Raw genomic sequence first — 26,449 nt, 5'->3', positions numbered from 1 at the left:
GCTGACCGCGGGCGGCGCCGGTGACATCGCGAAGGAAGCCCGGACCCTCGCCGCGCGATCGAGGAACTGGGCCGCACCGGCGAGCCGTTCGACGTGGACGCGGCCCTCGACGTCTGGGCCGAAGCGCTCGACGCTCCACAGTGGACGGGCCCGTCATCTCGGCCAACGCCCGTTACGTGCTCACGGAGCTGGAATGCGTCCCAGCTCCGTGAGCACGCCGGATCAGCTCGACAGGAGCGCCGGGGCCGCGAGGCGGGTGGCGTTCGCCGCCGCGTCGTCCGGGGCTTCCTGTGCCGAGCGCTCCGCTTCCACCCGCGCGAGGTAGTTGGCCACCTCGCGGTCGACGCGGTGGGCGTCCCACCCCAGCACCGGGGCCATCAGCCCGGCGACCACCGGGGCCGCCGCCACGCCGCGGTCGCGTTCCTCGATCGAGATCCGCGTCCGCCGGGTCAGGACGTCCTCCAGGTGCAGCGCGCCCTCGTGCGAAACCGCGTACACCGCTTCCACGCGGAGGTACTCCGACGTGTCCGTGATCGGCTCACCGAGCGACGGTTCCTCCTTGATGAGCTCGGCGAGGTTCCAGATCCGCGTGCCGTACCGCTGCAGCAGGTGCTCGACGCGCGGCAGCGGCAGTCCGGTTTTCGAAGCGACCGAAGCGCGGTCGGCCCACAGCTCGTGGTACCCCTCGGCGCCGGCGATCGGCAGCCGGTCGGTCCACGACGGCGGAGCCGGGCGGCCCAGCTCGTCGACCACGACGTCGACCGCGTCCGCGGCCATCACCCGGTAGGTCGTGTACTTGCCGCCGGCCACGATCACCAGGCCCGGCACCGGGTGCGCCACCGCGTGCTCCCGCGACAGCTTCGTCGTCGCGGCCGCCTTCGCGGCGAGCAGCGGACGCAGTCCCGCGTACACGCCCTCGATGTCGTCGTGCGTCACCGGCGTCCGGAGCACCGCGTTGAGGTGCTCCAGCACGTAGTCGACGTCCGCGCGGCTCGCCGCCGGGTGCTCGCGGTCGAGGTCCCACTCGGTGTCGGTCGTGCCGACGAGCCAGTGCTTGCCCCACGGGATGACGAACAGCACGCTCTTCTCGGTACGCAGGATCAGCCCGGTGTCGAGGTCGATCTTCTCCCGCGGCACCACGAGGTGGACACCCTTCGACGCGCGCACGGTGAACGGCGCGGGGATCCCCGCCGCCTCCGCCATGTCGTCGCTCCACACGCCGGTCGCCGCGACGACGGTCTTGGCCCGCACCTCGATCTCGGCGCCGCTCTCGCGGTCGACGACCTTCGCGCCGACCACGCGCTCGCCGTCGCGAAGCAGCGACGTCACCCGAGCCCGCGTCAGCACCGAAGCGCCCTGTTCGGCGGCCGTCCGCGCGATCGTCATCGTGTGCCGGGCGTCGTCGACCTGGGCGTCGTAGTACTGGATCGCGCCGATCAGCGCGTCGTCGGCCAGGCCCGGCGCCGCCTTGAACGCGCCGCGCTTGGACAGGTGCCGGTGCCGCGGCAGCGCCCGGGCCCCGCCGAGCGTGTCGTACAGCGTGACGCCGGCGCCGATGTAGCCGCGCTCCCACACCCGGTGCTTCAGCGGCACCAGGAACTTGACCGGCCGGACCAGGTGCGGGGCGAGGGTCTGCAGCAGCAGCCCGCGTTCCTTGAGCGCTTCGCGCACCAGCTTGAAGTCCAGCTGTTCCAGGTAGCGCAGGCCGCCGTGGATCAGCTTGGACGAGCGGCTGGACGTCCCGGCGGCGAAGTCCCGCGCTTCGACGAGCGCGACGGACAACCCGCGCGAAGCCGCGTCGAGCGCGACGCCGGCGCCGGTCACTCCCCCGCCGACGACCAGGACGTCGACCTCTTCACGCGCCAGCTTCCGCAGGGCGTCCGCGCGGTACTTCGGGGAAAGGGCGGTCACGGTGTTCCTCCTCGTGGTCATTCGACGTCGACCCAGTCGAGCGTGCGGCCGACGGCCTTCTGCCAGCCCGCGTAGCCTTCGGCCCGCTGCTCTTCCGTCCACGACGGCTGCCAGCGCTTGTCCTCGTTCCAGTTCTGCTCCAGCTCGTCGGTCGACTTCCAGAAGCCGACGGCGAGCCCGGCCGCGTAGGCGGCGCCGAGCGCGGTCGTCTCCGCGACGACCGGCTTCGACACCGGGACACCGAGGATGTCCGCCTGCAGCTGCATGCACAGCTCGTTGGCGGTGACGCCACCGTCCACCCGCAACACGTCCAGGGTGACGCCGGAGTCGTTCTGCATGGCCTCGACGACGTCGCGGGTCTGGTAGCAGATCGCCTCCAGGGTCGCCCGCGCGAGATGAGCGTTGGTCGTGGCGCGGGTGAGCCCGACGATCGCGCCGCGGGCGTCCGAGCGCCAGTACGGCGCGAACAGGCCGGAGAACGCCGGGACGAAGTAGATGCCGCCGTTGTCCTCGACCTGGCGGGCCAGGCTTTCGCTCTGCGACGCGCCGCTGATGATGCCCAGCTGGTCGCGCAGCCACTGCACGGCCGACCCCGTGACGGCGATGGAGCCCTCCAGCGCGTAGACCGGCTTCTCGTCGCCGAACTGGTAGCACAGGGTCGTCAGCAGGCCGTGCTTCGAGCGGACCAGCTCGTGACCGGTGTTGAGCAGCAGGAAGTTGCCGGTGCCGTAGGTGTTCTTCGCCTCGCCGGGCCGGAAGCAGACCTGCCCGACGGTCGCGGCCTGCTGGTCGCCGAGGACGCCGGTGATCACGACCTCGCCGCCGAGCGGGCCGCCGGCGCGGGTGGTGCCGAAGCCGGCGTTCGACGACGGCTTGATCGCCGGCAGCATCTGCCTCGGGACGGTGAAGAACGACAGCAGCTCGTCGTCCCAGTCCAGGGTCTCGAGGTCCATCAGCATGGTGCGCGAGGCGTTCGTCGGGTCGGTGACGTGGACGCCGCCGTCCGGGCCGCCGGTGAGGTTCCAGATGAGCCACGAGTCGGTGGTGCCGAAGAGGGCGTCGCCCTTCTCGGCGTCTTCGCGCACGCCCTCGACGTTCTCAAGGATCCACTGCAGCTTGCCGCCGGAGAAGTACGTCGCGGGCGGGAGGCCGGCCTTGCGGCGGATGACCTCGCCCTTGCCCTCGCGCTCCAGGGCGGAGGCGATCCGGTCGGTGCGGGTGTCCTGCCAGACGATGGCGTTGTAGTACGGGCGGCCGGTGCGGCGGTTCCACACCACGGTCGTCTCGCGCTGGTTGGTGATGCCGAGCGCGGCGAGGTCACCGACGGTCAGGTTGGCCTTGGTCAGCGCGGTGGCGATGACCGAGCGGGTGCGTTCCCAGATCTCGGTGGCGTCGTGCTCGACCCAGCCCGGCTTGGGCAGGATCTGCTCGTGCTCGAGCTGGTGGCGGGCGATCTCGTTGCCGCCGTGGTCGAAGATCATGAAGCGGGTGCTGGTGGTGCCCTGGTCGACGGCACCGACGAAGTCCGGCATGGTCGTGCTCCTTCTCAGGCGGCGGTCTCGAAGTCCTTGGCGGGCATGGCGTCCAGCGGTTCCCCGGCGGGCAGGTGGCGCTCGATGAGGAACTTGTAGATCGCGCCGCCGATGACGGCGCCGATCACGGGCGCCACGATCGGGATCCACCAGTAGGGGAAGCCGTACTGGTCGGACCACGCCGTGTCGTAGCCGGTCAGCCAGGACGCCAGGCGCGGGCCGAAGTCGCGGGCGGGGTTGATCGCGTAGCCGGCGTTGGTGCCCCAGGCCATGCCGATCGCGACGACGAGGAAGCCGACGACGACCGGGGCCAGGTTCGCGCCCGGCGAGGTGTTGCGGAGGTCGGTGATCGCGAAGATCACCAGGACGAGGATCGCGGTGCCGATGATCTGGTCGCGGAAGGCGCCCCAGTCACCCACCGGGAGCGTGCCGTTACCCGGAAGGGTGGAGAACACGCCCTGGGTCTTGACCGTGAGGCCGGGATCCTTGGCGTTGAGCACCTCGGTGTAGTTCCAGCGCACGAGCAGGGCGGCGAGGAACGCGCCGGCCGTCTGGGCCAGGGCGTAGGGGGCGACCTTGCGCCACTCGAAGCCCTTGAACACCGCGAGGGCGACGGTCACGGCCGGGTTGAGGTGCGCGCCGCTGATCCGCGAAGCGACGTAGACACCGAGCGTGACGCCGAGTCCCCAGGCCCAGGCGATGCTGTCGTGGTCCCCGATGCCCGCGGCGACGACCTGCGCCACCACCCCGCACCCGAACAGGATGAGGATCATCGTCCCCACGAACTCGGCGGCCATCTCGCCGGCGAGTCCGTGGGCCTTGAGGTTTCGCACCATTGCTTCCTCCACAAAGGACCATTCGTTCCCCCTGGTGGATGAAAGTTAAGTTCGCGAAAACACCGGGTCAACGGAGGCGGGTCGGCATTGTCGAACGCGCGAAGACGATGTTCGACATTGTCGAATCGGGCCCGGTCGGGCTAGGGTGCGGACGTGCCGGGTCCGATCCAGTCCATCGAGCGCGCCGCCGCGATCCTCAAGCTGCTGGCGCGCGGCTCGGGACGGCTCGGCGTCGGCGAGATCGCCGAATCCCTCGAACTGGCCAAGGGGACGGCGCACGGCATCCTGCGCACGCTGCAGGGCGTCGGGTTCGTCGAGCAGGACCGCGACACCGGCAAGTACCAGCTCGGGGCGACGCTGCTGCACCTGGGCACGAGCTACCTGGACGTCAACGAGCTGCGGTCGCGGGCGATCAACTGGGCCGACGCGCTGGCCTCGCGCAGCGGCGAAGCGGTCCGGATCGGCGCGCCGCTGGAGGGCCGGGTGCTGGTGGTGCACCACGTGTTCCGGCCGGACGACACCCTGCAGACCCTCGACGTCGGCACGCTGCTGCCGCTGCACGCGACCGCGTTGGGCAAGGTGCTGCTGGCCTACGACACGACGCTCGCGGCGTCACCGGAGGCTTACACACGGCGAACCCTGGTCACGCAGACCGCGATCAAGCGCGCGTGTGCGAAGGTACGCGAAGCGGGCTGGGCGGTGGAGAACGGCGAGATGATCTCCGGCGAGGCGGGGATCGCGGCCCCGATCCGCGGCCACGGCGGCATCGTGGTGGGTGCGATCGGGGTGTCGGGAGCGGTGGAGCGCGTCTGCGAGCCGGACGGAACCCCGAGCGCGCGGCTACTGGGCCACGTCCGGGACGCGGCGCGGGCGGTTTCGCGAGACTTGGGTGCGTCGCGATGGTGAAGGGAGGGGCATGGTCCAGCGGTACGTGATGTCCATCGACCAGGGCACCACCTCCACCCGGTGCATCCTGTTCGACGCGCGCGGCCGGCTCGTCTCGGTCGTCCAACGCGAACACCAGCAGCACTTCCCGCGCCCCGGGTGGGTCGAGCACGACGCCGTCGAGATCTGGCGGAACCTCTCGCGGATCGTCCCCCAGGCACTGGCCGACGCCGGTGCCACCGCGGACCAGGTCGTCGGCCTCGGGATCGCCAACCAGCGCGAGACCACCGTCCTGTGGGACCGGCACACCGGGAACCCGATCGGGCGCGCGATCGTCTGGCAGGACACCCGCACCGACGCCATGCTCGAACAGCTGGCCCGCGAACCCGGGGCCGACCGCGTCCGGCAGCTGTGCGGCCTGCCCCTCGCGACGTACTTCTCCGCGCCGCGCGTCCGCTGGCTGCTCGAACGCACACCCGGCCTGCGCGAACGCGCCGAACGCGGCGACGTCCTCTTCGGCACCATCGAGAGCTGGCTGATCTGGAACCTCACCGGCGGCGCCGAGGGCGGCGTGCACATCACCGACGTCACCAACGCCTCGCGCACCATGCTGATGAACCTGCGCACCCTCAACTGGGACGACGAGCTGCTCGACTTCTTCGACGTCCCGCGCGCGATGCTGCCCGAGATCCGGTCGTCGACCGAGGTCTACGGCACCACGACCCGCGTGGTCCCCGGGATCCGGATCGCGGCGGCGCTCGGCGACCAGCAGGCGGCGCTGTTCGGCCAGACGTGCTTCGCGCCCGGCGAGGCGAAGTGCACCTACGGCACCGGCAGCTTCCTGCTGCTCAACACCGGCTCGACGCCGGTGCTGTCCACCCACGGCATGCTCACCACGGTCGGGTTCAAGATCGGCGACGAGCCGGCGGTGTACGCGCTCGAAGGGTCGATCGCCGTCACCGGGTCGCTGGTGCAGTGGTTCCGCGACGGGCTCGAGCTGATCGGCAGCGCCCCCGAGATCGAGACCCTCGCCCGGACCGTCGAGGACAACGGTGGCTGCTACATCGTCCCCGCGTTCTCCGGGCTGTTCGCCCCGCACTGGCACAGCGAGGCGCGTGGGGTGATCGCCGGGCTGACGTCGTACATCACGAAGGGCCACCTGGCGCGGGCGGTGCTCGAGGCGACCGGCTGGCAGACCCGCGAGGTCGTCGACGCGATGAACGCCGACTCCGGGCTGGCGCTCACGTCCTTGAAGGTGGACGGCGGGATGACCGCCGACAACCTGCTGATGCAGTGCGTCGCGGACGTCCTCGACGTCCCGGTCGTCCGCCCGATGGTGGCGGAGACGGTGTCGCTCGGCGCGGCGTACGCGGCGGGGCTGTCCGTCGGGTACTGGCCGGACCTGGAAGGACTGCGGCGCAACTGGCACCGCGCCGGCCAGTGGCTCCCGGCGATGGACCCGGCCCGCCGCGACTCCGAGTACGCGCACTGGCGCCAAGCGGTGGAGCTGACGTTCGGCTGGATGCGTCCGGGCCCGGCCGCCGTCGCGCCCGGGTCCGACCTGGTCGAGGTGCTGCTCGCCGACCACCGCCGGTTCGAGCAGCTGTTGCGGGACCTGCGCAACACCGAAGCCGACCGTCCGGCGCTGGTCGCGGAGCTGGCGGCGCTCCTGGTCGCCCACGCGACGGCGACCGAGCGGATCGTCCGCCCGGACTCGCCGGGTTCTTCCTTCGCCGACGAACTTCTCGCCGTTCTCGAAGCCGATGATTTCGAAAAGGCGTTGCTGCGCTTGGAGAACGTGGTCGACGCGCACGTACGCGGGGAGGAACGCGGGCTGCTGAACGACCTGCGCCGCACGATGTCCACTTCGGACCGCACGGGGCTGGGGCGGGCGTTCGTGGCGGAACGCCGCCGCCAGCTGGACCTCGACTGCGGGAGCCCCGCCCACCTCCGCGAACTCGGCGACCGCCTCACGCTCTGACGCGGCGGCCGGAGCCCGGCCTGCCATCCGGGTGAAGCGGGTCCGGACCCCTGCCCCGGCGCGGGAACCGGGAGAAGACTGCGGGAACCGGTTCGCCACTGGAGGGAGCACCATGTCCGCAGCCGCCGACGAAGCCCTGCTGTCCCTGTCCGCCCCGGGCGGGCTCGCCGATCCGTACCCGATCTACGCGAAGCTCCGCGAAGAGACGCCGATCTTCCGCAGCGAAGTTTTCGGCGGCTGGGTGCTCAGCCGGTTCGCCGACTGCCAGGCGGTGCTCGCCGACGGCGAAACCTTCCTCGTGCTCGACGCCCAGTGGCGCGACCGGCACACGCCGGGCTGGCGCGACAACCCGGCCATGGTGCTGCTGGCCGCGCTCCTGCCGTGGAAGAACCCGCCGGAGCACACGCGCGAGCGCCGGTTGCTCATGCGGGACTTCACCGTCCGGCGCGTGCAGGAACTGGAGCCCACGGTCCGCCGGGCCGTCGACCGGGTGCTGGACCGGTTCGCCGACGCCACGGCGGACGGCGGCGCCGCGGAGTTCGTCGGCACCGTGCTCTACCCGCTCGGGATGGCGGTGATCGGCGGACTGGTCGGCGTGCCCGAAGCCGACCACGACCGGCTCCGCGGCGTCACCGACCTGATCGGCAAGCAGGTCGACCCGGCGATGCCGGCGGACCTGCGCGCCGAGGTCGACGCGGCCGCCGTCGAGTTCCGCGCCTACTTCACGGAGCTCATCGCGCTGCGGCGGGCGGATCCCGGTGACGACCTGACGTCCGCGCTGCTGACCCGCCCCGCCGCCGACGCGGAACCGATGCCGGTCGAGGACGTGCTCAATTCGCTCGTCGTGTTGTTCGGCGGCGGTTACGAGACCACCGCCGGCGCGCTGGGCAACGGGATCCACGCCCTGCTGACCCATCCGGATCAGTTCGCCCTGCTCGCGGGCGATCCCGGGCTGGCGGCCGGGGCGGCCGAGGAGATCCTGCGGTGGGACGGCGCGGCCCAGATGAGCCAGCGCGCGGCCGCCCGCCCGGCCGCGCTCGACGGCGCGCGAGTCGCGACCGGGGAGCTGGTCATCGTGCTCAACGGCGCGGCGAACCGGGACCCCGCGCGGTTCGCGGACCCGGACCGCTTCGACATCACGCGCGACGCCGGCCGGGGGCTGTTCTTCGGCCACGGCCTGCACCTGTGTCTCGGCGCGGCCGTGGCCCGGCTCGAGATGACCGTCCTGCTCGAACAACTCGGGAAGCGCTTCCCGAGCTTGCGGCTCGGGGGCCCGGCAGAGCGGCGCCGGAACCCGGCGCTGCGCGGGATGGCGGCGCTGCCGCTCACCCGGTGACGCGCGCCGCTGCCTCCGTTCGGCTCAGCCCGCGCGCAGGCAGCGGCTGCTCTCCCGCACCACCAGCTCGGCCTCGACCGCCTCCCGCACCGGCGTCGCGACCCCGTCGATCCGGGCCGCGAGCGCCGCGACCGTCTGACGCCCGGCCGCCACGAAGTCCTGGCGGACCGTCGTCAACGGCGGTTCGAAGTAGGCCGCTTCCGGGACATCGTCGAAACCGACCACGTGAGCGTCGCGCGGGACTCGCATGCCCGCCTCCGTGAACGCCGACAGCAGACCCAGCGCCATGTGGTCGTTGGCCGAGAACACCGCGCCCACCCCCGGTTCGGCCGCCAGGGACTGGCCGGCGCGGTAGCCGGACCGGGCGGACCAGTCGCCGCGGACCACCGGGGGAACCTCCGCGCCGTGGTTTTCCAGGGTTTCGCGCCAGCCGCGCTCGCGGGCGCGGGCGATCGGGCCGTCTTCGGGGCCGCCGAGGTGCCAGACCGTCGGGTGGCCGAGCTCCAGCAGGTGCTCGGTGGCCCGTCGGGCACCCGCGGACTGGTCGGCCGACGCGGCCGGAACCAGCGGGACGCCGTCGACCAGGGGCAGTTCGGCGGCCAGGTGCGGGTCGAGCACCACGATGCCCGACACCCCCTGCAGGAGCAGACCGGCGACGGCGGCGGGCAGCGCGGCCCGGCCGCGGCCCGGCACGCCGAAGACGACGAGGACGTACCCGTGCTCACGCGCGGCGGCGCGCAGACCGTTCAGGGCCGGCCCGGACGCCGCGGCACCGGTGGCGATCACGCCGAGCGTGCCCCGGCTACGAGTGCCGAAAGGACCTCTGGGACCCGCGTCGTCCTCGGTCATGGCACCGATGTTAACGATCACAGCACTAGACGTGAACTTCCTTCACTTTCCATAAATAACGAAACGATAACGCGCTGAACCGGCCCTCTCTCGCGGCCGTTCCTGCCAGTGCCGGAACCAGTGACACCGGACGCGGGTCCCCGATCTCCGCGGCGCGGTGCCACACCCCCGGGTTTCGCGCGCTTCCCCGTCGGGCACGCGGCTTTCCCCGTCGTGCCCGGAAAAACCGAAGAAGGTGACCATGCCCCGGAAAACATCCCCCGCCACGGGCAGACATCGCATTTCCCGCCGAACCAAGATCGCGACCGGCGGTATCGCCCTCGCGCTCGCGGTCGGCGGCATCGTCGTCGCCACGACCGCCGGGCGCACCGGCGAGGCCAGCGCCGATCCCGCCGACGCGTCGTTCTTCATCGACATCGCGAAGGTGCCGTCCGGTGTTAACGTGAACAAGGCGCTGCAGAAGAAAGGCGCGCGCGGCACGTTCACGGTCGACTGCGGCCGCAACGAGAACCAGCACTTCAACCCCGACAACTTCATCGCCCAGCCCGGCATCAAGAACGGCGCCCAGCACCTGCACGACTACGTCGGCAACCTCTCGACGAACGCCGACTCGAACAACAAGAGCCTCGTCAAGGCCGGAACGACGTGCAAGAACGGCGACAAGTCCGCCTACTTCTGGCCCGTCGTCCGCATCGACACCGGTGACGAGGACAAGAACCCGCCCGCCACGCAGCCCGACCGCGCCGGCAGCGCGGCCGACAAGGCGAGCAGCCAGGTCGACTGCCCGGACGTCGCGAGCAAGCTCCCCGACGTCCCCGACCAGGCCATGGACGAGGTGAACCGCAACCTCGACCTGCTCGACAAGCAGATCGACGAGGCGAACGCGCGGATCGCGAACGGCGACCTGAAGACCCCGCAGGACATCCAGAACGCCGTCGTCGGGCCGCTGAAGGACAAGCGCGCGGCGACGATCGACCGGATCGCCATCGCGATCGGCCGCCGGGCGGCGAAGCCGACGAACCTCGGCGGCCTCGCGGCGTGCGTGCTCAAGCAGAACGGCCAGGGCGGCCTCGACAACGGCGGCCAGAACAGCACCGGCCAGCCGGCGGAACTGCCGGGCGTCAACGACAAGAACGAGGTCGGCGACAACGACGGCGAGATCCAGCGCGTCCAGTCGGCGACGATCACGTTCACCAGCGGCGGCGCGAGCAAGGTCGTCGCCATGCCGCAGTTCCTCCGCATCCTCTACGGCGACGCCAAGCAGAGCACCAACGGCCCGGCCAACGCCCGGCCCAGCTGGACCTGCACCGGCTTCGAGGACCGGCTCACCGACCACTACCCGATCTGCCCGCAGAACAGCAAGGTGGAGCGCATCCACGCCTTCCCGAACTGCTGGGACGGCAAGAACATCGACAGCACCAACCACCGCACGCACATCGTCTTCGCCGACCAGCAGGGCAAGTGCCCGCAGGGCTTCAAGAACGTGCCGCAGCTGGTGATCAAGCTGGTCTACGACATCCCGCACGACATCCAGGTCAAGGGACAGTACAAAGTGGACGCCTTCGCCCAGGAGAAGCACAACCCGCGCTCGGACCACGACGACTTCGCGAACGTCATGGGCCAGCGGCTGATGAACCAGGCGGTGAACTGCATCAACACCGGCAAGAACTGCCGCCAGTGACCACGAAGGGCCGCGCCGGGTCCCCGGCGCGGCCCTTCGTGTCGTCCCCTCAATCACGTGTGATGCCCCTCCAGTCACGCTTGATGCCCCTCTGATCACGCGTGATGCCCGCTCGATCACCCGCGATGCCCTTTCGCGCACCGGCGAAGCCGCTGCCGGGGTGATCGACCGCGGATCTCGCGTGATTGGGGAGGCATCGCGTGTGATTGGGGAGGCATCACGGTGAACGAAGCCAAGCGAAAGGGGCCTTCCCCGTACTCGGGAAAGGCCCCCTTCGAAACACCCCGGGTCAGGAAGCCGCGCGGCGCTTCGTCCAGATGTCGTACGCCACCGCTGCCAGCAGCACCACGCCCTTCACCAGCATCACCCGCTCGCTCGGTGCGCCGATCAGGGACATCCCGTTGTTGATCACCGCCATGATCAACCCGCCGGTGATCGCGCCGACCACCTTGCCGACGCCGCCCTGGACCGCCGCGCCGCCGATGAACGCCGCCGCGATCGCGTCCAGCTCGAAGTTCACGCCGGCCGTCGGGCCCGCCTGGTTCAGCCGGCCCGCGAAGATGATCCCGGCCAGCGCCGCCAGGACGCCCATGTTGACGAAGATCCAGAACGTCACCGACTTGACCTTGACACCCGAAAGCGTCGCGGCCTGCAGGTTGCCGCCCACGGCGTAGATGTGCCTGCCGAACACCGACTTGCCCGCCACCAGCGAGTAGCCGAGCACCAGCACCGCCAGCAGGATCAGCACCCACGGCAGGTTCTTGAACCGCGCCAGCTGCACCACCAGCGCGAGCACCAGCACCGCGATCCCGACGATCTTGAGCACGAACACCGGGAACGGGTCGACGTCCTGGCCGTAGCCCAGCCGCGCCGAGCGCTTGCGCCACTGGGTGAACGCGATCCCGGCCACCGCGACGACGCCCGCCAGCAGGGACACCAGGTCCGCGCCGCCGAGCGGCCCGAGGCCGATGTTGCCCAGGTAGCCGTCGGTGAAGCCGTTCGACAGCGTGCGGATCGCGTCCGGGAACGGCCCGATGCCCTGGTTGCCCAGCACCGTCAGGGTCAGCGCGCGGAACGCGAGCATCCCGGCCAGCGTCACGATGAACGCCGGGATCCCGAAGTAGGCGACCCAGTACCCCTGCCAGGCCCCGATCGCCGCGCCGACGACGAGGGTGATCAGCACCGCCAGGAACCACGGCAGGTGCCAGTTCACCATCAGCACCGCCGACACCGCGCCGGTCATCGCGACGACCGAGCCGGCGGACAGGTCGATGTGCCCGGAGATGATCACCAGGATCATCCCGATCGCGAGGATCAGCACGTAGCTGTTCTGCACGATGATGTTGGAGATGTTCTGCGGTTCGAGCAGCGCGCCGCCGGTGAGCACCTCGAACAGCACCACGATCAGCGCGAACGCGACGTAGATGCCGCTCTGGCGCGGGTTGATCGAGATCCTCCGCTTGGAGCGCTCGGCCGCGGGCGCGGCGGGCCGCGCTTCGGTCGTGGTCATTCCCGTTCCTTCGTCATGTACTGCATCAGCAGTTCCTGGGTGGCTTGTTCGCGGGTCGCCTCGCCGGTGATCCGCCCCGCCGACAGCGCGTAGATCCGGTCGCAGAGCCCGAGCAGCTCCGGCAGCTCGGAGGAGATGACCAGCACGGCCTTCCCCTGCGCGGCCAGCTCGTTGATGATCGTGTAGATCTCGAACTTCGCGCCGACGTCGATGCCGCGGGTCGGCTCGTCGAGGATCAGCACGTCCGGGTCGGTGAAGATCCACTTGGCCAGCACGACCTTCTGCTGGTTGCCGCCGGAGAGCTTCCCGGTCACGCTGCGCACGGACGGCGCCTTGATCGACAGGTTCCGGCGGAACCCGACGGCCGTGTCGTGCTCGGCGTGCTCGTTGACCCAGCCGCGCTTCGCCAGCTTGCCCAGCCCGGCCGCGGACACGTTGCGCTGGATGTCCTCGATCAGGTTGAGCCCGTAGCGCTTCCGGTCCTCGGTGGCGTAGGCGATGCCGTGGCGGACGGCGTCGCGCACCGACCGGACGTCGATCTCCTCGCCGTGCTTGAGGATCTTCCCGGAGATGTCCTTGCCGTAGGACCGGCCGAACACGCTCATCGCCAGCTCGGTGCGGCCCGCGCCCATCAGCCCGGCCAGTCCGACGATCTCCCCGCGCCGCAGCGAAAGCGACGCGTTGTCGACGACGACCCGCCCGGCCTGGGTGGGGCTGTGCACGGTCCAGTCCTCGATCCGCAGCACCTCTTCGCCGATGTCCGGCTCCCGGGGCGGGAACCGGTGCTCGAGGTCGCGGCCGACCATCCCGGTGATGATCCGCTCTTCCGTCAGCCCGGCCGCTTCCAGCGTCTCGATGGTGCGGCCGTCCCGCAGGATGGTGACGGTGTCGGCGATCGCCGTCACCTCGCCGAGCTTGTGCGAGATGATCACGCAGGTCACGCCGTCCTGGCGCAGCCCGCGCAGCAGCTCCAGCAGGTGGGCCGAATCCTCGTCGTTGAGCGCCGCGGTGGGCTCGTCGAGGATCAGCAGCCGGACCTCCTTGGACAGCGCCTTGGCGATCTCGACCAGCTGCTGCTTGCCGACGCCGAGCTCCTGCACCGGCGTCACCGGGTTTTCGGCGAGGCCGACGCGCTTGAGCAGCGCGCCGGCCTCGTGGTTCGTGCGGTTCCAGTCGACCCAGCCCCGCTTGCCGCGTTCGTTGCCGAGGAAGATGTTCTCGGCTATCGAGAGCTGCCCGCACAGCGCGAGCTCCTGGTGGATGATGACGATCCCGTGCCGCTCGCTGTCGCGCACCGAACCGAACTCACACCGCTGCCCGTCGAAGTGGATCTCGCCGTCGTACGTCCCGTGCGGGTAGACGCCGGAAAGCACCTTCATCAAGGTGGACTTCCCGGCGCCGTTCTCCCCGCAGATCGCGTGGATCTCGCCGCTGTTCACGGAAAGCGTGACGTCCGACAGCGCCTTGACCCCGGGGAAGGTCTTGGTGATCCCGCGCATGCCGAGCAGTTCGGTCATTTCAGCTGACCTGCCGTGTAGTAGCCGGAGTCGACGAGCTCCTTCTGGTAGTTGGCCTTGTCCACGGTGACCGGCTGCAGCAGGAAGGACGGGACGACCTTCTTGCCGTTGTCGTAGTCGGTGGTGTTGTTGACCTCGGGCTTGGCGCCCTTGAGCACCGCGTCGGCCATCTTCACCGTGGTGTCGGCGAGGATGCGGGTGTCCTTGAAGATCGTCGAGTACTGCTCACCGGCGATGATGGACTTGACCGACGCGACCTCGGCGTCCTGCCCGGTGACGATGGCGTACGGCTGGCCGGCGGTGCCGTAGCCGTTGCTCTTCAGCGCCGACAGGATGCCGATCGACAGGCCGTCGTACGGCGAAAGCACGCCCGCGACCTTCGCACCACCGGTGTAGGTCTTGGTGAGCAGGTCCTCCATGCGCCGCTGCGCGGTGGCCGGGTCCCAGCGCAGGATGGCCGCGCGGGCGAAGTCGGTCTGCCCGCTCTTGACGACCAGCTTGCCGCTGTCCATCAGCGGCTTGAGGACGGACATCGCGCCGTTGAAGAAGAACGTGGCGTTGTTGTCGTCCGGCGAGCCGGCGAACAGCTCGATGTTGAACGGTCCCGGCCCGTTGCCCAGGCCCTTGACCAGCGAGTTCGCCTGCTCGACGCCGACCTTGAAGTTGTCGAAGGTGGCGTAGTAGTCGACGTTCGGCGAGTTGCGGATCAGCCGGTCGTAGGCGATGACCGGGATCTTCTTGTCCGCCGCTTCCTGCAGCTGGGTGGTGATGGCGGTGCCGTCGATCGAGGCGATGACCAGGAGCTTGGCGCCCTTGGTGATCTGGTTCTCGATCTGGTTCACCTGGGTCGGGATGTCGTTCTCGGCGTACTGCAGGTCGACCTTGTAGCCGAGCTTCTCCAGCGCCGACTTGATGTTGTCGCCGTCGTGGATCCAGCGTTCCGACGACTTCGTCGGCATGGTGACGCCGACCAGCGCGCCGGCCGCGCTCGCGGCGCCGGGTGCCGCCGTCTGGTCGGCGGTTTTCTGGCTCGAGCCGCACGCGGACAGCGTCAGCACGAGTCCCGCGGCGGCGATCCCCGCGAGTGTTCTGGTGAACTTCATTGTTCCTTCTTCCTTTCTCAGAAGCCCTGGGCGAGGCGGTGGTACGCCTGGTTCCAGCGGATGCGGTCGGCGAAGCCGTGCGGCGTGGTGTCCTTGTCGATCACCAGCAGCTCGACGCCGAGCAGGTTCGCGAAGTCGCGAAGGGTTTCGGTGCCCACGGCCTGGGTGAGCACGGTGTGGTGCGGGCCGCCCGCGGTGATCCACGACTCGGCCGACGTCGACAGCGACGGCGCCGGCTCCCACACCGCCCGCGCGACCGGCAGGTTGGGCAGCGGCTCGTCGGGTACGACGACCTCGATCTCGTTGGCGACGAGCCGGAACCGGTCGCCGAGGTCGACCAGGCCGAGGGTGACACCGGGGCCCGGCTGGGCGTCGAACACGAGCCGGACCGGGTCTTCGCGGCCGCCGATGCCCAGCGGGTGGATCTCGCAGGACGGCTTCGCGGCGGCGATGCTCGGGCAGACCTCCAGCATGTGCGCGCCGAGGATCTTCGGCGTGCCCGGCCCGAAGTGGTAGGTGTAGTCCTCCATGAACGAGGTGCCCCAGCCGACACCGACGCCCATCGCCTTGACCGCGGCGAGGAGCGCGGAGGTCTTCCAGTCGCCCTCGCCGCCGAAGCCGTAGCCGTCGGCCATCAGCCGCTGGACGGCGAGCCCGGGCAGCTGGCGCAGGCCGCCGAGGTCCTCGAAGTTCGTGGTGAACGCGCCGAACCCGCCGTCGGTCAGGAACTTCCGCATCCCGGCTTCGATCCGGGCCGCGTACCGCAGCGAGTCGTGCCGCGCTCCCCCGGCCGCCAGGTCCGCGACAACGTTGTAATCCTCGGCGTACCGCGCCACGAGCGGGTCCACCGTGTCCTTTTCGGACACCGAGTCGACCAGCTCGACGAGGTCGTTGACGCCGTAGGTGTTGACCGAGACGCCGAACCGCAGCTCGGCTTCGACCTTGTCCCCCTCGGTGACGGCGACGTCGCGCATGTTGTCGCCGAACCGGGCCAGCCGGAGGTTGCGCAGGTGGTCGGCACCGATGGCGGCGCGCGCCCACGCGTCGATCCGCGCGACGACGACCGGGTCGGAGACGTGCCCGGCGACCGTCTTGCGCGGCACGCCCAGTCGGGTCTGGATGAACCCGAACTCGCGGTCGCCGTGCGCGGCCTGGTTGAGGTTCATGAAGTCCATGTCGATGGTGGACCACGGCAGGGCTTCGTTGAGCTGGGTGTGCAGGTGCAGCAGCGGCTTGCGCAGCGCGTCCAGCCCGGTGATCCACATCTTCGCGGGCGAGAAGGTGTGCATCCACGCGATGACGCCGACGCAGGCGGCGTCGGCGTTCGCTTCCTGCAGGACCCGCCGGATCGACGAGGCTTCGGTCAGCACCGGCTTGCCGACGATCTCGGCCGGGAGCCCGCCGGCGGCGGCCAGGAGCTGCTGGATGCGCAGGGACTGGCCGGCGACCTGCTCGAGGGTCTCCTCGCCGTAGAGGGCCTGGCTCCCGGTGAGGAACCAGAGCTGGGGTTTCGACGCGCGGGTCATCGTTTCTCCTGGAAGCGGTTCAGTGCTGGCCGTAGACGTTCTGGTACCGGGCGTAGAGCCGGTCGACGTCCTCGGGTGGGAGGGGTTCGGGCGTGCCGAGCTCGAAGGCCTTGTGCACGGTGCGGGCGACGTCCTCGACCATCACCGCGGCCTTGACCGCGTCCCGCGCCGTGCGGCCGACGGTGAACGGGCCGTGGTTGCGCATCAGCACGGCCTTGGAGCGGCTCGTGCGCAGCGTCTCGACGATGCCGCGGCCGATGGAGTCGTCGCCGATCAGGGCGAACGGCCCGACCGGGATGTCTCCGCCGAACTCGTCGGCGATCATCGTGAGCACGCACGGGATGGGCTCGCCGCGGGCGGCCCACGCCGTGGCGTACGTCGAGTGGGTGTGCACGACGCCGCCGATCTCGGGCATGTGCCGGTAGACGTAGGCGTGCGCGGCGGTGTCCGAAGACGGCGCCAGCTCGCCGTGGACCAGCTCACCGTGGAGGTCGGTGACGACCATGGTGTCGGCGGACAGGTCGTCGTAGGACACCCCGGACGGCTTGATCACCATCAGCTCGCGCCCGGGGACCCGGGCCGAGACGTTGCCCGCGGTCCAGATGACCAGCGCGTTGCGGGTCAGCTCGCCGTGCAGGTTCGCCACGGTCTCCCGCAGTTCCCCGACGGTGCCGAGGATTTCGTCGGTCAACGACATCAGGACCGTCCTTTCGCGACTTCGCGGCGGCGCGCGGCGAGGCGGTGCATGACATCGTTGCCGCCGCGGCCGAAGTAGTCGTGCAGCGTCGTGTACTCGGCGTACAGCTCGTCGTAGGCGGCGACGTGGGCCGGCACCGGCTGGAACACCGCGCGCCGGACCGAGCCCATCGCCGCGGCGGCGGCGCGGACGTCCGGGTGGGCCCCGGCGGCGACGGCCGCGTGGATGGCCGACCCGAGCGCGGGTCCCTGCTCGGAGCCGATGACCGACAGCGGGAGGTTCGTGACGTCGGCGTAGATCTGCATCAGCAGCGCGTTCTTCACGAGCCCGCCCGCGATGATCAGCTCGGTGACCGGCACGCCGGCCTCGCCGAACGTCTCGACGATCTTGCGGGTGCCGAACGCCGTGGCCTCCAGCAGTGCGCGGTAGACGTCCTCGGGGCGGGTCGCCAGGGTCTGCCCGACGATGACGCCGGACAGCTCGTGGTCGACGAGCACCGAGCGGTTGCCGCTGTGCCAGTCCAGCGCGACGAGCCCGTGCTCGCCGATCTCCTGCCGGGCGGCCAACCGGGTCAGCTGCTCGTGCCCGTCCCGGGCGAAGTGGTCGGCGAACCAGCCGAAGATGTCGCCGACGCCGCTCTGCCCGGCTTCGTAGCCCCACAGCCCGGTCACGATGCCGCCGTCGACGACCCCGCACATGCCGGGGACCTCGCGCAGCTCGGCGCCGTTCATCACGTGGCACGTCGAGGTGCCCATGATCGCGACCATCTGCCCGGGCTCCACGGCGTTCGCGGCGGGCGCGGTCACGTGCGCGTCGACGTTGCCGACGGCGACCGCGATGCCTTCCGGCAGCCCGGTCCACCCGGCCGCCTCCGCGGTCAGGCCGCCCGCGCGCGAACCCAGCTGCCCCAAGGGGTGTTCCAGCTTGTCGGCCACGAAGGACTCGAAGCCCGGCGAAAGCTCGCGGAGGAAGTCGCGGCTCGGGTACTGGCCGTCCTGCAGGATGCCCTTGTACCCGGCCGTGCACGCGTTGCGGACGTACGTCCCGGTCAGCTGCCAGACGATCCAGTCGGCCGCCTCGACCCAGTGCCGCATCGCCGCGTAGACGGCCGGGGCCTCTTCGAACAGCTCGAGTCCCTTGGCGAACTCCCACTCCGAGGAGATCAGCCCGCCGTAGCGCGGCAGCCACTTCTCGCCGCGGGCGCGGGCCAGGTCGTTGATGCGGACGGCCTGTGGCTGGGCCGAGTGGTGCTTCCAGAGCTTGACGTAGGCGTGCGGCTCGGCTTCGAACTCGGGCAGCTCGCACAGCGGCGTGCCGTCGGCGGTCGTCGGGACCATGGTGCACGCCGTGAAGTCGGTGGCGATGCCGACGACGTCGGCCGGGTCGGCGCCCGCGTCCCGCAGCGCCGCCGGTACGGCGTTGCGGAGGACCCCGACGTAGTCCGCGGGCACCTGCAGCGCCCAGTCCGGCGGCAGTGCGCGGCCGGTCGCGGGCAGCGTCTCGTCGAGCACCCCGTGCGGGTACTCGAAAACCGCGGAGCAGAGCTCGGCCCCGTCACGGACCCGCACGACCACCGCGCGGCCCGACAGCGTGCCGAAGTCGACGCCGACGGTGAGTGGTTCTGCCACGGTGTCCTCTCCCTCCTGTTTGGTGACCGGGGCGCGGCGCGGGCGGCGGTCTGCGCGCCGCGCCCCGGAGTTCTAGCGGCCGGTCAGGACCAGGGTCGTCACGGAGTTCGCGGGCAACGTCAGCTTCGACGTCGCCGCCAGCCCGGTGATCTCCCTGGTCTGCGGCACGATGGCGGCCGGCGCGGCGAGGCTGTTGCGCCCCGCCGGGTCGCCGGTGAGCGTGGTGAGCGTCCCGGTGCCGTCGACGGCGGTGACACCGGTGAGCGCGAGCCGCGCGGTCTGCACCTGGCCGGTCGGGTTGACGAGCTTGACCGTGAACGTCTTCCTTCCTGCCTTGGTGGTCACGTTCACCACCTGACGCAGCGGGCTGCCCTGGTTCAGGCGGCTGGTCACGATCTGCTTGCCGAGCGTGCTGGAGAACATCTGCTGCACCCAGTACGACGGTGAGCCGTAGCTGCTCCCGGCGTCGAAGCCGATCAGGTTGACCGGCCAGCTGGACTGGTTCTCCTGGACCAGCACCGGCGCGTACATCGAGCCGATGACGACGTCGCTGTTGCGTTCGAGCCCGGTGAGGAACGCGGCCTCGCCGATGGCGGCGGCCAGGGTGCCGGTGGGCCGGCCGTCCTGGGCGCCGTACTCGCCGACGAGGATGTCCGGGCCGCTGCGGTCCGCCGTGTCGTACCGGGTCGAGTTGTCGGTGAACCACTGCGGCGACTGGTAGTAGTGGTCGTCCGCGGCGTCCGGGCGCACCCCGGTCGACGTGTTCGACGCGGCCCCGCCCTGCAGGCCGCCGGTGGTGGCGATGACGGTCAGCTGGGGGTACTTCGCCTTGATGGCGTTGAACATGTCGGTGAAGCGCCAGGCGTAGCTGCCCGAGCCGTCGAACCAGTCCTCGTTGCCGACCTCGACGTAGTGCAGGTCGAACGCCGCCGGATGCCCGTCGGCGACCCGCTTCGCGCCCCACGTCGTGGAGGCGTCGCCGATGGCGTACTCGATCTCGTCGAGCGCTTCCTGGACGTACTGCGGGTAGTCGGCCTGGCTGACGTGCTGGCCGTTCAAGGTGTAACCGGCGAACAGGGCCAAGAGCGGCTGGGCGCCGATGTCCTCGGACAGCTCGAGGTAGTCGAGGATGCCGAAGCCGTCGGTGGACCAGTAGCCCCACGCGGTGTTCTGGTGGCCGGGCCGTTCTTCCGGCTTGCCGATGGTGTTCTTCCACGCGAACCGCGTGTCGAGCGTGTTGCCCTCGAGGAAGTTGCCGCCCGGGACGCGGAACAGGCCGAGCTTCATCGCGGCGAGCTTCTGCCCGAGGTCGAGGCGGACGCCGTGGTTCTTGAACGTCGGCGGGAACAGCGACACCTGCTGGAACCAGGCGTCCCCGGCGAGTGTCTTCTTCCCCTTGTTGACCAGCGAGACGACGACCCGGTTGTCGGTGGACGTCGTGATCGTCGACGGCGTGGTGAAGCTGAACGTCTGCTGCGCCCAGCTCGCGCCGACCGGCTGGACGTCCTTGCTCGCCAGCACGGTGCCGTCCGGCTTCTCCAGGCTGACACGGACGGCGCCGGTCCAGGTTCCGCGGGCGAAGAAGCTGCCGGTGTACTTCGTGGCCGGTTTCGCCGCGACGCCGTAGTAGCCGACGTTGGCGGCCGCCACGCGCCCACCGGCCGGGACCGCGTCGGCGTGCAGCTTCAGCGACCGGTCGAGCGCGGTGTTCAGCGGGGTCGCGGTGTCGATCGCGTAGGTGCCGGACGCGCCGGCCGAGGTGAGCGGCGACCAGTACGGGACGGGCGTGTCGCCCGCGCCGCTGCCGCGCTGGTAGGCCTCCTTGAAGGTGCGGTTGCGGACCAGTTCGGCGTAGAGCCCGCCTTCGACGGAGTGGCTGATGTCCTCGAGGATCGAGCCGTAGGTCGTCGGGCGGGTGTTGGCGCGGACGACGTTGGCGTCCACGGCCAGCTGGTTGGCCCCGGCGAGAGTGCCGATCTGGGCCGCGGACAGCGGGAAGCGGCGCAGCTCGACCTCGTCGATCGCGCCCGTGAACCCGGCACCGACGGTGAAGGCCGCGGTGCTGGTCCCGGACGCCGGGCAGGCGGAGACGTCGAGGGTGGTGCCGGTGGGGGTGCCGCAGGTGCTGGTGACCGCGGCCGCGTCGCCGTCGGCGTAGACGGTGAGCCGCTGTGACGCGCGGTCGAGGACGACGGCGGCGTGGTGCCAGCTGCCGTCGGCGAGTCCACCCCCGGTGGTCGTCACCTGGACGGTGCCGATCCGCGCGGTGAGCTTGCCGCCGGTCACGCCGAGCGCGTAGCCGTCGCCGTGGTCGACAAGGGTGCCGTCCGCACTCGTGCGGAACCACGCGGCCAGGGAGAGCGAGCCGGTGCCGGTGTCGAACGCGGGCGAGGCGCCCATGTCCACAGTGGACTTGCCGTCGAGCTGGACGGCCTTGCCCGCCGCGCCCGCGGTCCAGGTGGCGCCGCGCAGGGTGCCGTCGGCCGCGTTGGCCGAAGAGTCACGCGCGACCGTGCCCGCGCCTTCGTCGAAGTGCCACGACCCGCTCGCCGCCAGCGCGGCGACGGCGGACGCGGTCAGCGGCGTCGGGTAGGCGCGGACGTCGTCCACTCCTCCGGCGAACCAGTCGGCCGGGCTGCCGGCCCACTTGCCGCGCCCGATGACCAGGTGCCCGCCCGCGGTCCACGGCGTCGTGAACGGAACGCTCTGCTGCAGGGTTCCGTTGACGTACAGGGAAAGCGTGCCGGCGGCGCGGTTGTAGACGCCGGCGACGTGCTGCCACTGGTCGGCCTGCGCGGGCAGCGTCGAGACGGCCGCGGACAACGCCGTGTCGCCGTCGGCCGCCCGGCGCGTGAACGCGAACCGGCCGTCGGCCGCGCGCTGGAGGTAGAAGCCGCTGATCGTCGAGCCGTCGACGCTCACGGCGGTCCGGAAGCCGGTGGCCGCCGTCGGCTTGACCCACGCGGACACCGAGAAGCTCTGCGCGGTGTCGACGACCGGGGCCGGGGCGTCGATCGCCGCGTCGGTGCCGTTCAGCGTGACGCCGTGCGGGCCGACGACGCCGTCGCCCCAGGTCGCGCCGCCGGTCAGGGTGGCGGTGCGCGCGTCGAGGGAGTCGTCGGCCGCGGTGGTGCCGGTGCCTTCGTCGAGGGCCCAGTGCCCGGCGATGGCCAGCCGGGCGGCGTCGGCCGGGGTCAGCACGCCGCGGTAGGCGCGGACGTCGTCGATCGTGCCGTCCACGTAGTCCACCGGGTTGCCGCCGTACTTGCCGCGGCCGATCACCAGGTGGCCGGTGCCGGCCCAGCCGGCGGGCGCGGCCACCGTGGCCTGCCGGGTGCCGTCCACGTACAACGACAGCGTTGACATCGCCGCGTCGAACACCCCGGTGAGCTGGTACCACTGGCCCGCGACCGGGTCGAAGTTCGCGCCCGCGACAACGCCGTCGGCCGGGGCGTCCCCGGCGAGGCGGGTGAAGGCGAACCGGCGCGAGTCGTCGCGGAACTGCAGGAAGAAGGTGCTGACCTGGGTGCCGTCGATGCTGACGAACGTCTGGAAGCCCGACGTCTTGTCGAGCTTGACCCAGCTGCTGACGGAGAAGCTCTTCGTCGTGTCCAGCACGGGCGCGCCGGCATCGGCGAACCCGCTCGTACCGTCGGTCGTCACGGCGCCGCCGCGGATGCCTGGGCCCCAGCCCGCCCCTGAGTTCAGGGTGGCGGGGTGGTCGCCCGCGGTGTCGGCGGCGGTCGTGCCGCTGCCTTCGTCGAACGTCCAGTGCCCGGCGAGCGCCGGGTCCGGGTCGGCCGCGGCGGCCGTGACGGGCAAGGCGGCGAACAGGGTCAGGGCCGCGAGCACGGCCAGGACGCGCCGGAAAGCGGGGTTCATCGGTGGCTCCCCCGGGTCACGAGGCGCTGCAGGACGATGAAGACGAAGAGCAGCGCCCCGGTGATGATCGAGGTCCACCAGGAGTTGAGGGTGCCGTCGAAGGTGATCAGCGTCTGGATGATGCCCAGCACCATGATCCCGAGCACCGTGCCCAGCACGTAGCCGGAGCCACCGGTGAGGATGGTGCCGCCGATGACCACCGCGGCGATCGCGGTCAGCTCGAGGCCGACGCCGTTGAGCGGGTCGCCCGAAGACTTGTACAGCACCAGAAGCAGCCCGCCGAGGGCCGAGCAGAACCCGCTGATCGTGTACACCGCGATCTTCGTGCGGCCGGTCTTGAGGCCCATCAGCATCGCCGACTGCGCGTTGCCGCCGATCGAGTAGACCGTGCGCCCGAACCGCGTGAAGGCCAGCACGTACACCGCGATCGCGACGACGACCAGGGCGGCCACCACGCTGATCGAGATGTGCAGCTCGCCGCCGAGCGGGATCTGCGTCTGGGCCAGGGTGGCGATCGTCGCGTTGTCGATCGAGTACGCCTCGGTGCTGATCGTGTAGCAGAGCCCGCGCGCGAAGAACATCCCGATCAGCGTCGCGATGAACGGCTGGATCTCGAAGAAGTGGATGAGCGCGCCCATCCCGGCGCCGAGCAGCGCGCCGACCACCAGCACCACCGCGATCGCGGCGTAGGCGGACCAGCCGTGCTTCTGCATCAGGTCGCCGGAGATCACCGTGGACAGTGCGACGACCGACCCGACGGACAGGTCGATGCCGCCGGTGAGGATCACGAAAGTCATCCCGACGGCGACCACGAGCAGGAAGGCGTTGTTGATGAACAGGTCGAGCACAACCTGCCCGGACCCGAACGCGTCGTAGCTCGACGCGCCGAAGATGTACGCCCCGATGAGCAACGCCATCGTCGCGAGGATCGGCAGGTGCCGTTGCCGCGGCCGGTACCCGCGGATGCGGTCCAGGGTGGTCATGCCGTGACCTCGACCTTCTCGGGAGCGGACGTGGGGGCCGGCTGCCCGGCCGGGGGTGTCCGGCGGCGCCGGAGCTTGCGGCGGAACGCGGGCGACTGCAGCAGGCACACCGCCAGCACGACCACGGCCTTGAACAGCATGATCGCCTCGGGCGGGATGCCGAGGGCGTAGACGGTGGTGGTCAGCGTCTGGATGAGCAGCGCGCCGATCACCGCGCCGCCCACCGAGAACCGGCCGCCGGTCAGCTGCGTGCCGCCGACGACGACCGCGAGGATCGCGTCCAGCTCGATGAACAGCCCGGCGTGGTTGGCGTCCGCGCTGTGCACGTTCGCGCTGATCATCAGCCCGGCGATACCCGCGCACAGCGCGCAGAAGACGTAGACGAGCCAGGTCAGCCGCGCCGACCGGAGCCCGGCCAGCCGGCTGGCCTCGGGGTTGCCGCCGACGGCCTCGACCAGCAGCCCGAGGGCCGAGCGGCGGACCAGCAGCGACGCGAGCACGAACACGGCCAGGGCGATGAGGATCGCGCTCGGCAGGGTCAGCACGAACCCGCTGCCGATCCATTCGTACGGAGCGGAATTGATCGTGATGATCTGGCCGCCGGAGATCAGCTGCGCGATCCCCCGCCCGGCGACCATGAGGATGAGCGTCGCGATGATCGGCTGGATGCCCAGCTGAGCGACGAGCCAGCCGTTCCACACCCCGAGCACCAGCGACAGGCCCAGCGCCAGCCCGACCGCGACGAGCGTCGCGCCGATGCCGTCGGGGTGGTCGGCGATCCACAGGCAGGCGAGCGAGCCGCTGATCGCGACGACCGCGCCGACCGAGAGGTCGATGCCGCGGGTGGCGATCACCAGCGTCATGCCGATCGCGATGAGGATCAGCGGGGCGCCGTTCTTCAGGATGTCGACGAGGTTCCCGTAGAGGTGACCGTCGCGCAGTTCGATCGAGAAGAACGATGGGCTCGCGATGAGGTCGCCCAGCAGCAGCGCCAGCAACGCCACCACGGGCCAGAAGAGCCGCTTCTTCGTCAAGCCGGTCATGCCTGCACCCCCTCGGCCATCGTGGCCATGACGTCGTCCGCGGTGAGCCCCTGGTTTTCCCGTTGCGCCACCACTTTCCGGTCGCGCAGCACCACGACGCGGTGGCTCAGCCGGAGCACCTCCTCCAGCTCGGCGGAGATGTACACGACGGCCATCCCGTCGGCCGAAAGCTGGGTGACCAGCCGCTGGATCTCGGTCTTGGCGCCGATGTCGATGCCGCGGGTCGGCTCGTCGAGGATGAGCAGCCGCGGCTCGGTGATGAGCCAGCGGGCCAGCAGGACCTTCTGCTGGTTGCCGCCGGAGAGGTTGCCGACCAGCGCTTCCGGATCGGCCGGGCGGATGTCGAGCGTCTTGATGTACTTCTGCGCGATCTCGTCCTGGCGCCGGCGCGACAGCGGCCGCGCCCAGCCCCGCGACGCCTGCAGCGCGAGGACGATGTTCTCCCGGACGGTCAGCTCCTCGACGAGCCCCTCGGACTTGCGGTTCTCCGAGAGGAACGCGATCCGGTGGTCGAGCCCGGCGCGCGGGGTCCGCAGGGAAGCGGCGCTGCCGTCGATCTTCACGGACCCGCTGTCGGCGTGGTCGGCGCCGAAGAGCAGCCGGGCCAGTTCGGTGCGCCCCGAACCCAGGAGCCCGGCCAGCCCGACGACCTCGCCGGCGTGGATGTCGAGGCTGAACGGCTCGACGCCGCCCTTGCGGCCGAGGTCCTCGGCGGACAGGAGCACCGGCGCGCCGGCGACCTCGGCCCGGGTGGGGCCGGACTCCTCGAGCGTTTCGAGGACCCGCAGCTCCTTGCCGATCATCTTGGTGACCAGGTCGACGGGCGTGATGTCCGCCGTGCGGTACTCGCCGATCAGCTTTCCGTTGCGCAGCACGGTCATCCGGTCGGCGACGGCGAAGACCTGGTCGATGAAGTGGGAGACGAACAGGATCGCCAGGCCCTGCTCGCGCAGGGACCGCACGACCTTCAGCAGCTGCTCGACCTCACCCGTGTCCAAACTGGACGTCGGCTCGTCGAGCACCAGCACCCGCGCGTCGACGTCGAGGGCGCGGGCGATCGCGACCAGCTGCTGGACGGCGATCGAGCAGGTGCTCAGCTCGGCCGAGACGTCCACGTGGACGTCCAGCCGGGCGAGGAGCTCCTCGGCCCGCCGCCGCATCGGGCCCCACTGGATGCGGCCGAAGCGACGGGGTTCGCGCCCGAGGCAGACGTTCTCCGCCACGGACAGGTTCGGGCAGAGGTTGACCTCCTGGTAGACCGTGCTGACGCCGGCCCGCTGGGCCTCGCCGGGCCCGCTGAAGGCGACCTGCTCGCCGTTCAGCTCGATCGTGCCCGCGTCCACCCCGTACACGCCGGTCAGCACCTTGATGAGGGTGGACTTCCCGGCGCCGTTCTCGCCCATCAGGGCGTGGACCTCGCCGGGGAACATCCGGAAGGCGACGTCGTCCAACGCGAGGACGCCGGGGAACTCCTTGCGGATACCGCTCATCCGCACCATGGGCTGCGGTTCAGGCATTTGCGTGCTCCGGGGTGGACGCGGGGGTCGGG

General features: G+C 70.7%; 18 protein-coding genes. 4 read left to right on the top strand and 14 right to left on the bottom strand.

Features of this window, described 5'->3' with window-relative positions:
- Positions 1 to 222: 222 nt before the first annotated feature.
- The 3 genes from glpD to AA23TX_RS18485 are packed head-to-tail and all read right to left on the bottom strand — an operon-like array spanning position 223 to position 4,279.
- Complete coding sequence (glpD, locus tag AA23TX_RS18495) at positions 223 to 1,932, bottom strand: glycerol-3-phosphate dehydrogenase (protein WP_196425371.1); 1,710 nt, start codon at positions 1,930 to 1,932, stop codon at positions 223 to 225.
- Entirely contained in the window at positions 1,929 to 3,443 is a 1,515-nt protein-coding gene (gene glpK, locus AA23TX_RS18490) for a glycerol kinase GlpK (RefSeq protein ID WP_155543745.1), read from the bottom strand. The genes glpD and glpK (AA23TX_RS18490) overlap by 4 nt, the downstream gene beginning before the upstream one ends.
- Before the next feature lie 14 nt (positions 3,444 to 3,457).
- The gene (locus AA23TX_RS18485) at positions 3,458 to 4,279 is read right to left on the bottom strand and encodes an MIP/aquaporin family protein (RefSeq protein ID WP_155543744.1); all 822 of its coding nucleotides are present in this window, start codon (positions 4,277 to 4,279) and stop codon (positions 3,458 to 3,460) included.
- Positions 4,280 to 4,432: 153 nt separating this feature from the next.
- Between AA23TX_RS18485 and AA23TX_RS18480 the strand changes: the two genes are divergently transcribed.
- The 3 genes from AA23TX_RS18480 to AA23TX_RS18470 all read left to right on the top strand — a co-directional run bounded on the left by AA23TX_RS18480 (position 4,433) and on the right by AA23TX_RS18470 (position 8,481).
- On the top strand, positions 4,433 to 5,185 hold the full coding sequence (locus tag AA23TX_RS18480; protein ID WP_155543743.1) for an IclR family transcriptional regulator: 753 nt from the start codon (positions 4,433 to 4,435) through the stop codon (positions 5,183 to 5,185).
- 10 nt (positions 5,186 to 5,195) lie between these two features.
- On the top strand, positions 5,196 to 7,145 hold the full coding sequence (gene glpK, locus AA23TX_RS18475) for a glycerol kinase GlpK (protein WP_155543742.1): 1,950 nt from the start codon (positions 5,196 to 5,198) through the stop codon (positions 7,143 to 7,145).
- 112 nt (positions 7,146 to 7,257) lie between these two features.
- Positions 7,258 to 8,481 carry a cytochrome P450 gene (locus tag AA23TX_RS18470; RefSeq protein ID WP_155543741.1) on the top strand — a complete coding sequence of 408 codons (1,224 nt, stop codon included), beginning with the start codon at positions 7,258 to 7,260 and terminating at the stop codon, positions 8,479 to 8,481.
- Positions 8,482 to 8,505: 24 nt separating this feature from the next.
- Here AA23TX_RS18470 and AA23TX_RS18465 read toward each other — a convergent pair whose 3' ends face one another.
- Positions 8,506 to 9,330 carry a substrate-binding domain-containing protein gene (locus tag AA23TX_RS18465; RefSeq protein ID WP_155543740.1) on the bottom strand — a complete coding sequence of 275 codons (825 nt, stop codon included), beginning with the start codon at positions 9,328 to 9,330 and terminating at the stop codon, positions 8,506 to 8,508.
- Between the two features lie 241 nt (positions 9,331 to 9,571).
- On the opposite strand from AA23TX_RS18465, the gene AA23TX_RS18460 reads away from it, so the two are divergent.
- On the top strand, positions 9,572 to 11,011 hold the full coding sequence (locus AA23TX_RS18460; RefSeq protein ID WP_155543739.1) for a DUF1996 domain-containing protein: 1,440 nt from the start codon (positions 9,572 to 9,574) through the stop codon (positions 11,009 to 11,011).
- Between the two features lie 289 nt (positions 11,012 to 11,300).
- Here the strand turns inward: AA23TX_RS18460 and mmsB are convergent, their stop codons facing one another.
- The 10 genes from mmsB to AA23TX_RS18410 form a co-directional block, all read right to left on the bottom strand.
- A complete protein-coding gene (gene mmsB / locus AA23TX_RS18455; RefSeq protein WP_155543738.1) occupies positions 11,301 to 12,521 on the bottom strand; it encodes a multiple monosaccharide ABC transporter permease in 1,221 nt (406 codons plus the stop codon).
- On the bottom strand, positions 12,518 to 14,038 hold the full coding sequence (mmsA, locus tag AA23TX_RS18450) for a multiple monosaccharide ABC transporter ATP-binding protein (protein WP_155543737.1): 1,521 nt from the start codon (positions 14,036 to 14,038) through the stop codon (positions 12,518 to 12,520). The genes mmsB and mmsA overlap by 4 nt, the downstream gene beginning before the upstream one ends.
- The gene (chvE, locus tag AA23TX_RS18445) at positions 14,035 to 15,141 is read right to left on the bottom strand and encodes a multiple monosaccharide ABC transporter substrate-binding protein (protein ID WP_155543736.1); all 1,107 of its coding nucleotides are present in this window, start codon (positions 15,139 to 15,141) and stop codon (positions 14,035 to 14,037) included. Before chvE ends, mmsA begins: the two co-directional genes overlap by 4 nt.
- 17 nt (positions 15,142 to 15,158) lie before the next feature.
- On the bottom strand, positions 15,159 to 16,667 hold the full coding sequence (araA, locus tag AA23TX_RS18440) for an L-arabinose isomerase (protein WP_155543735.1): 1,509 nt from the start codon (positions 16,665 to 16,667) through the stop codon (positions 15,159 to 15,161).
- 19 nt (positions 16,668 to 16,686) lie between these two features.
- On the bottom strand, positions 16,687 to 17,364 hold the full coding sequence (locus tag AA23TX_RS18435) for an L-ribulose-5-phosphate 4-epimerase (RefSeq protein ID WP_155543734.1): 678 nt from the start codon (positions 17,362 to 17,364) through the stop codon (positions 16,687 to 16,689).
- Positions 17,364 to 18,992, bottom strand: coding sequence for a ribulokinase (araB, locus tag AA23TX_RS18430; RefSeq protein WP_155543733.1), 1,629 nt, complete (start codon positions 18,990 to 18,992; stop codon positions 17,364 to 17,366). The genes AA23TX_RS18435 and araB overlap by 1 nt, the downstream gene beginning before the upstream one ends.
- Before the next feature lie 72 nt (positions 18,993 to 19,064).
- Positions 19,065 to 22,874 carry a LamG-like jellyroll fold domain-containing protein gene (locus AA23TX_RS18425; RefSeq protein ID WP_155543732.1) on the bottom strand — a complete coding sequence of 1,270 codons (3,810 nt, stop codon included), beginning with the start codon at positions 22,872 to 22,874 and terminating at the stop codon, positions 19,065 to 19,067.
- Positions 22,871 to 23,857 (bottom strand): galactofuranose ABC transporter, permease protein YjfF, encoded by a 987-nt coding sequence (gene yjfF, locus AA23TX_RS18420; RefSeq protein WP_155543731.1) that lies wholly within the window; start codon positions 23,855 to 23,857, stop codon positions 22,871 to 22,873. Before yjfF ends, AA23TX_RS18425 begins: the two co-directional genes overlap by 4 nt.
- Positions 23,854 to 24,900 carry an ABC transporter permease gene (locus AA23TX_RS18415; RefSeq protein WP_155543730.1) on the bottom strand — a complete coding sequence of 349 codons (1,047 nt, stop codon included), beginning with the start codon at positions 24,898 to 24,900 and terminating at the stop codon, positions 23,854 to 23,856. Before AA23TX_RS18415 ends, yjfF begins: the two co-directional genes overlap by 4 nt.
- The gene (locus AA23TX_RS18410; RefSeq protein ID WP_196425458.1) at positions 24,897 to 26,399 is read right to left on the bottom strand and encodes a sugar ABC transporter ATP-binding protein; all 1,503 of its coding nucleotides are present in this window, start codon (positions 26,397 to 26,399) and stop codon (positions 24,897 to 24,899) included. The genes AA23TX_RS18415 and AA23TX_RS18410 overlap by 4 nt, the downstream gene beginning before the upstream one ends.
- Between the last annotated feature and the right edge of the window lie 50 nt (positions 26,400 to 26,449).

The organism is Amycolatopsis camponoti (assembly GCF_902497555.1).
Classification (GTDB): domain Bacteria; phylum Actinomycetota; class Actinomycetes; order Mycobacteriales; family Pseudonocardiaceae; genus Amycolatopsis; species Amycolatopsis camponoti.
Note: the sequence above shows the minus strand (reverse complement) of the source record. Positions and strands in the feature narration are given on the sequence as shown.

Coding starts and splice junctions, on each gene's coding strand:
- glpD (WP_196425371.1), bottom strand. CDS start 1,932: ATGACCACGAGGAGGAACACCGTGACCGCCCTTTCCCCGAAGTACCGC.
- glpK (WP_155543745.1), bottom strand. CDS start 3,443: ATGCCGGACTTCGTCGGTGCCGTCGACCAGGGCACCACCAGCACCCGC.
- AA23TX_RS18485 (WP_155543744.1), bottom strand. CDS start 4,279: ATGGTGCGAAACCTCAAGGCCCACGGACTCGCCGGCGAGATGGCCGCC.
- glpK (WP_155543742.1), top strand. CDS start 5,196: ATGGTCCAGCGGTACGTGATGTCCATCGACCAGGGCACCACCTCCACC.
- AA23TX_RS18470 (WP_155543741.1), top strand. CDS start 7,258: ATGTCCGCAGCCGCCGACGAAGCCCTGCTGTCCCTGTCCGCCCCGGGC.
- AA23TX_RS18465 (WP_155543740.1), bottom strand. CDS start 9,330: ATGACCGAGGACGACGCGGGTCCCAGAGGTCCTTTCGGCACTCGTAGC.
- AA23TX_RS18460 (WP_155543739.1), top strand. CDS start 9,572: ATGCCCCGGAAAACATCCCCCGCCACGGGCAGACATCGCATTTCCCGC.
- mmsB (WP_155543738.1), bottom strand. CDS start 12,521: ATGACCACGACCGAAGCGCGGCCCGCCGCGCCCGCGGCCGAGCGCTCC.
- mmsA (WP_155543737.1), bottom strand. CDS start 14,038: ATGACCGAACTGCTCGGCATGCGCGGGATCACCAAGACCTTCCCCGGG.
- chvE (WP_155543736.1), bottom strand. CDS start 15,141: ATGAAGTTCACCAGAACACTCGCGGGGATCGCCGCCGCGGGACTCGTG.
- araA (WP_155543735.1), bottom strand. CDS start 16,667: ATGACCCGCGCGTCGAAACCCCAGCTCTGGTTCCTCACCGGGAGCCAG.
- AA23TX_RS18435 (WP_155543734.1), bottom strand. CDS start 17,364: ATGTCGTTGACCGACGAAATCCTCGGCACCGTCGGGGAACTGCGGGAG.
- AA23TX_RS18425 (WP_155543732.1), bottom strand. CDS start 22,874: ATGAACCCCGCTTTCCGGCGCGTCCTGGCCGTGCTCGCGGCCCTGACC.
- yjfF (WP_155543731.1), bottom strand. CDS start 23,857: ATGACCACCCTGGACCGCATCCGCGGGTACCGGCCGCGGCAACGGCAC.
- AA23TX_RS18415 (WP_155543730.1), bottom strand. CDS start 24,900: ATGACCGGCTTGACGAAGAAGCGGCTCTTCTGGCCCGTGGTGGCGTTG.
- AA23TX_RS18410 (WP_196425458.1), bottom strand. CDS start 26,399: ATGGTGCGGATGAGCGGTATCCGCAAGGAGTTCCCCGGCGTCCTCGCG.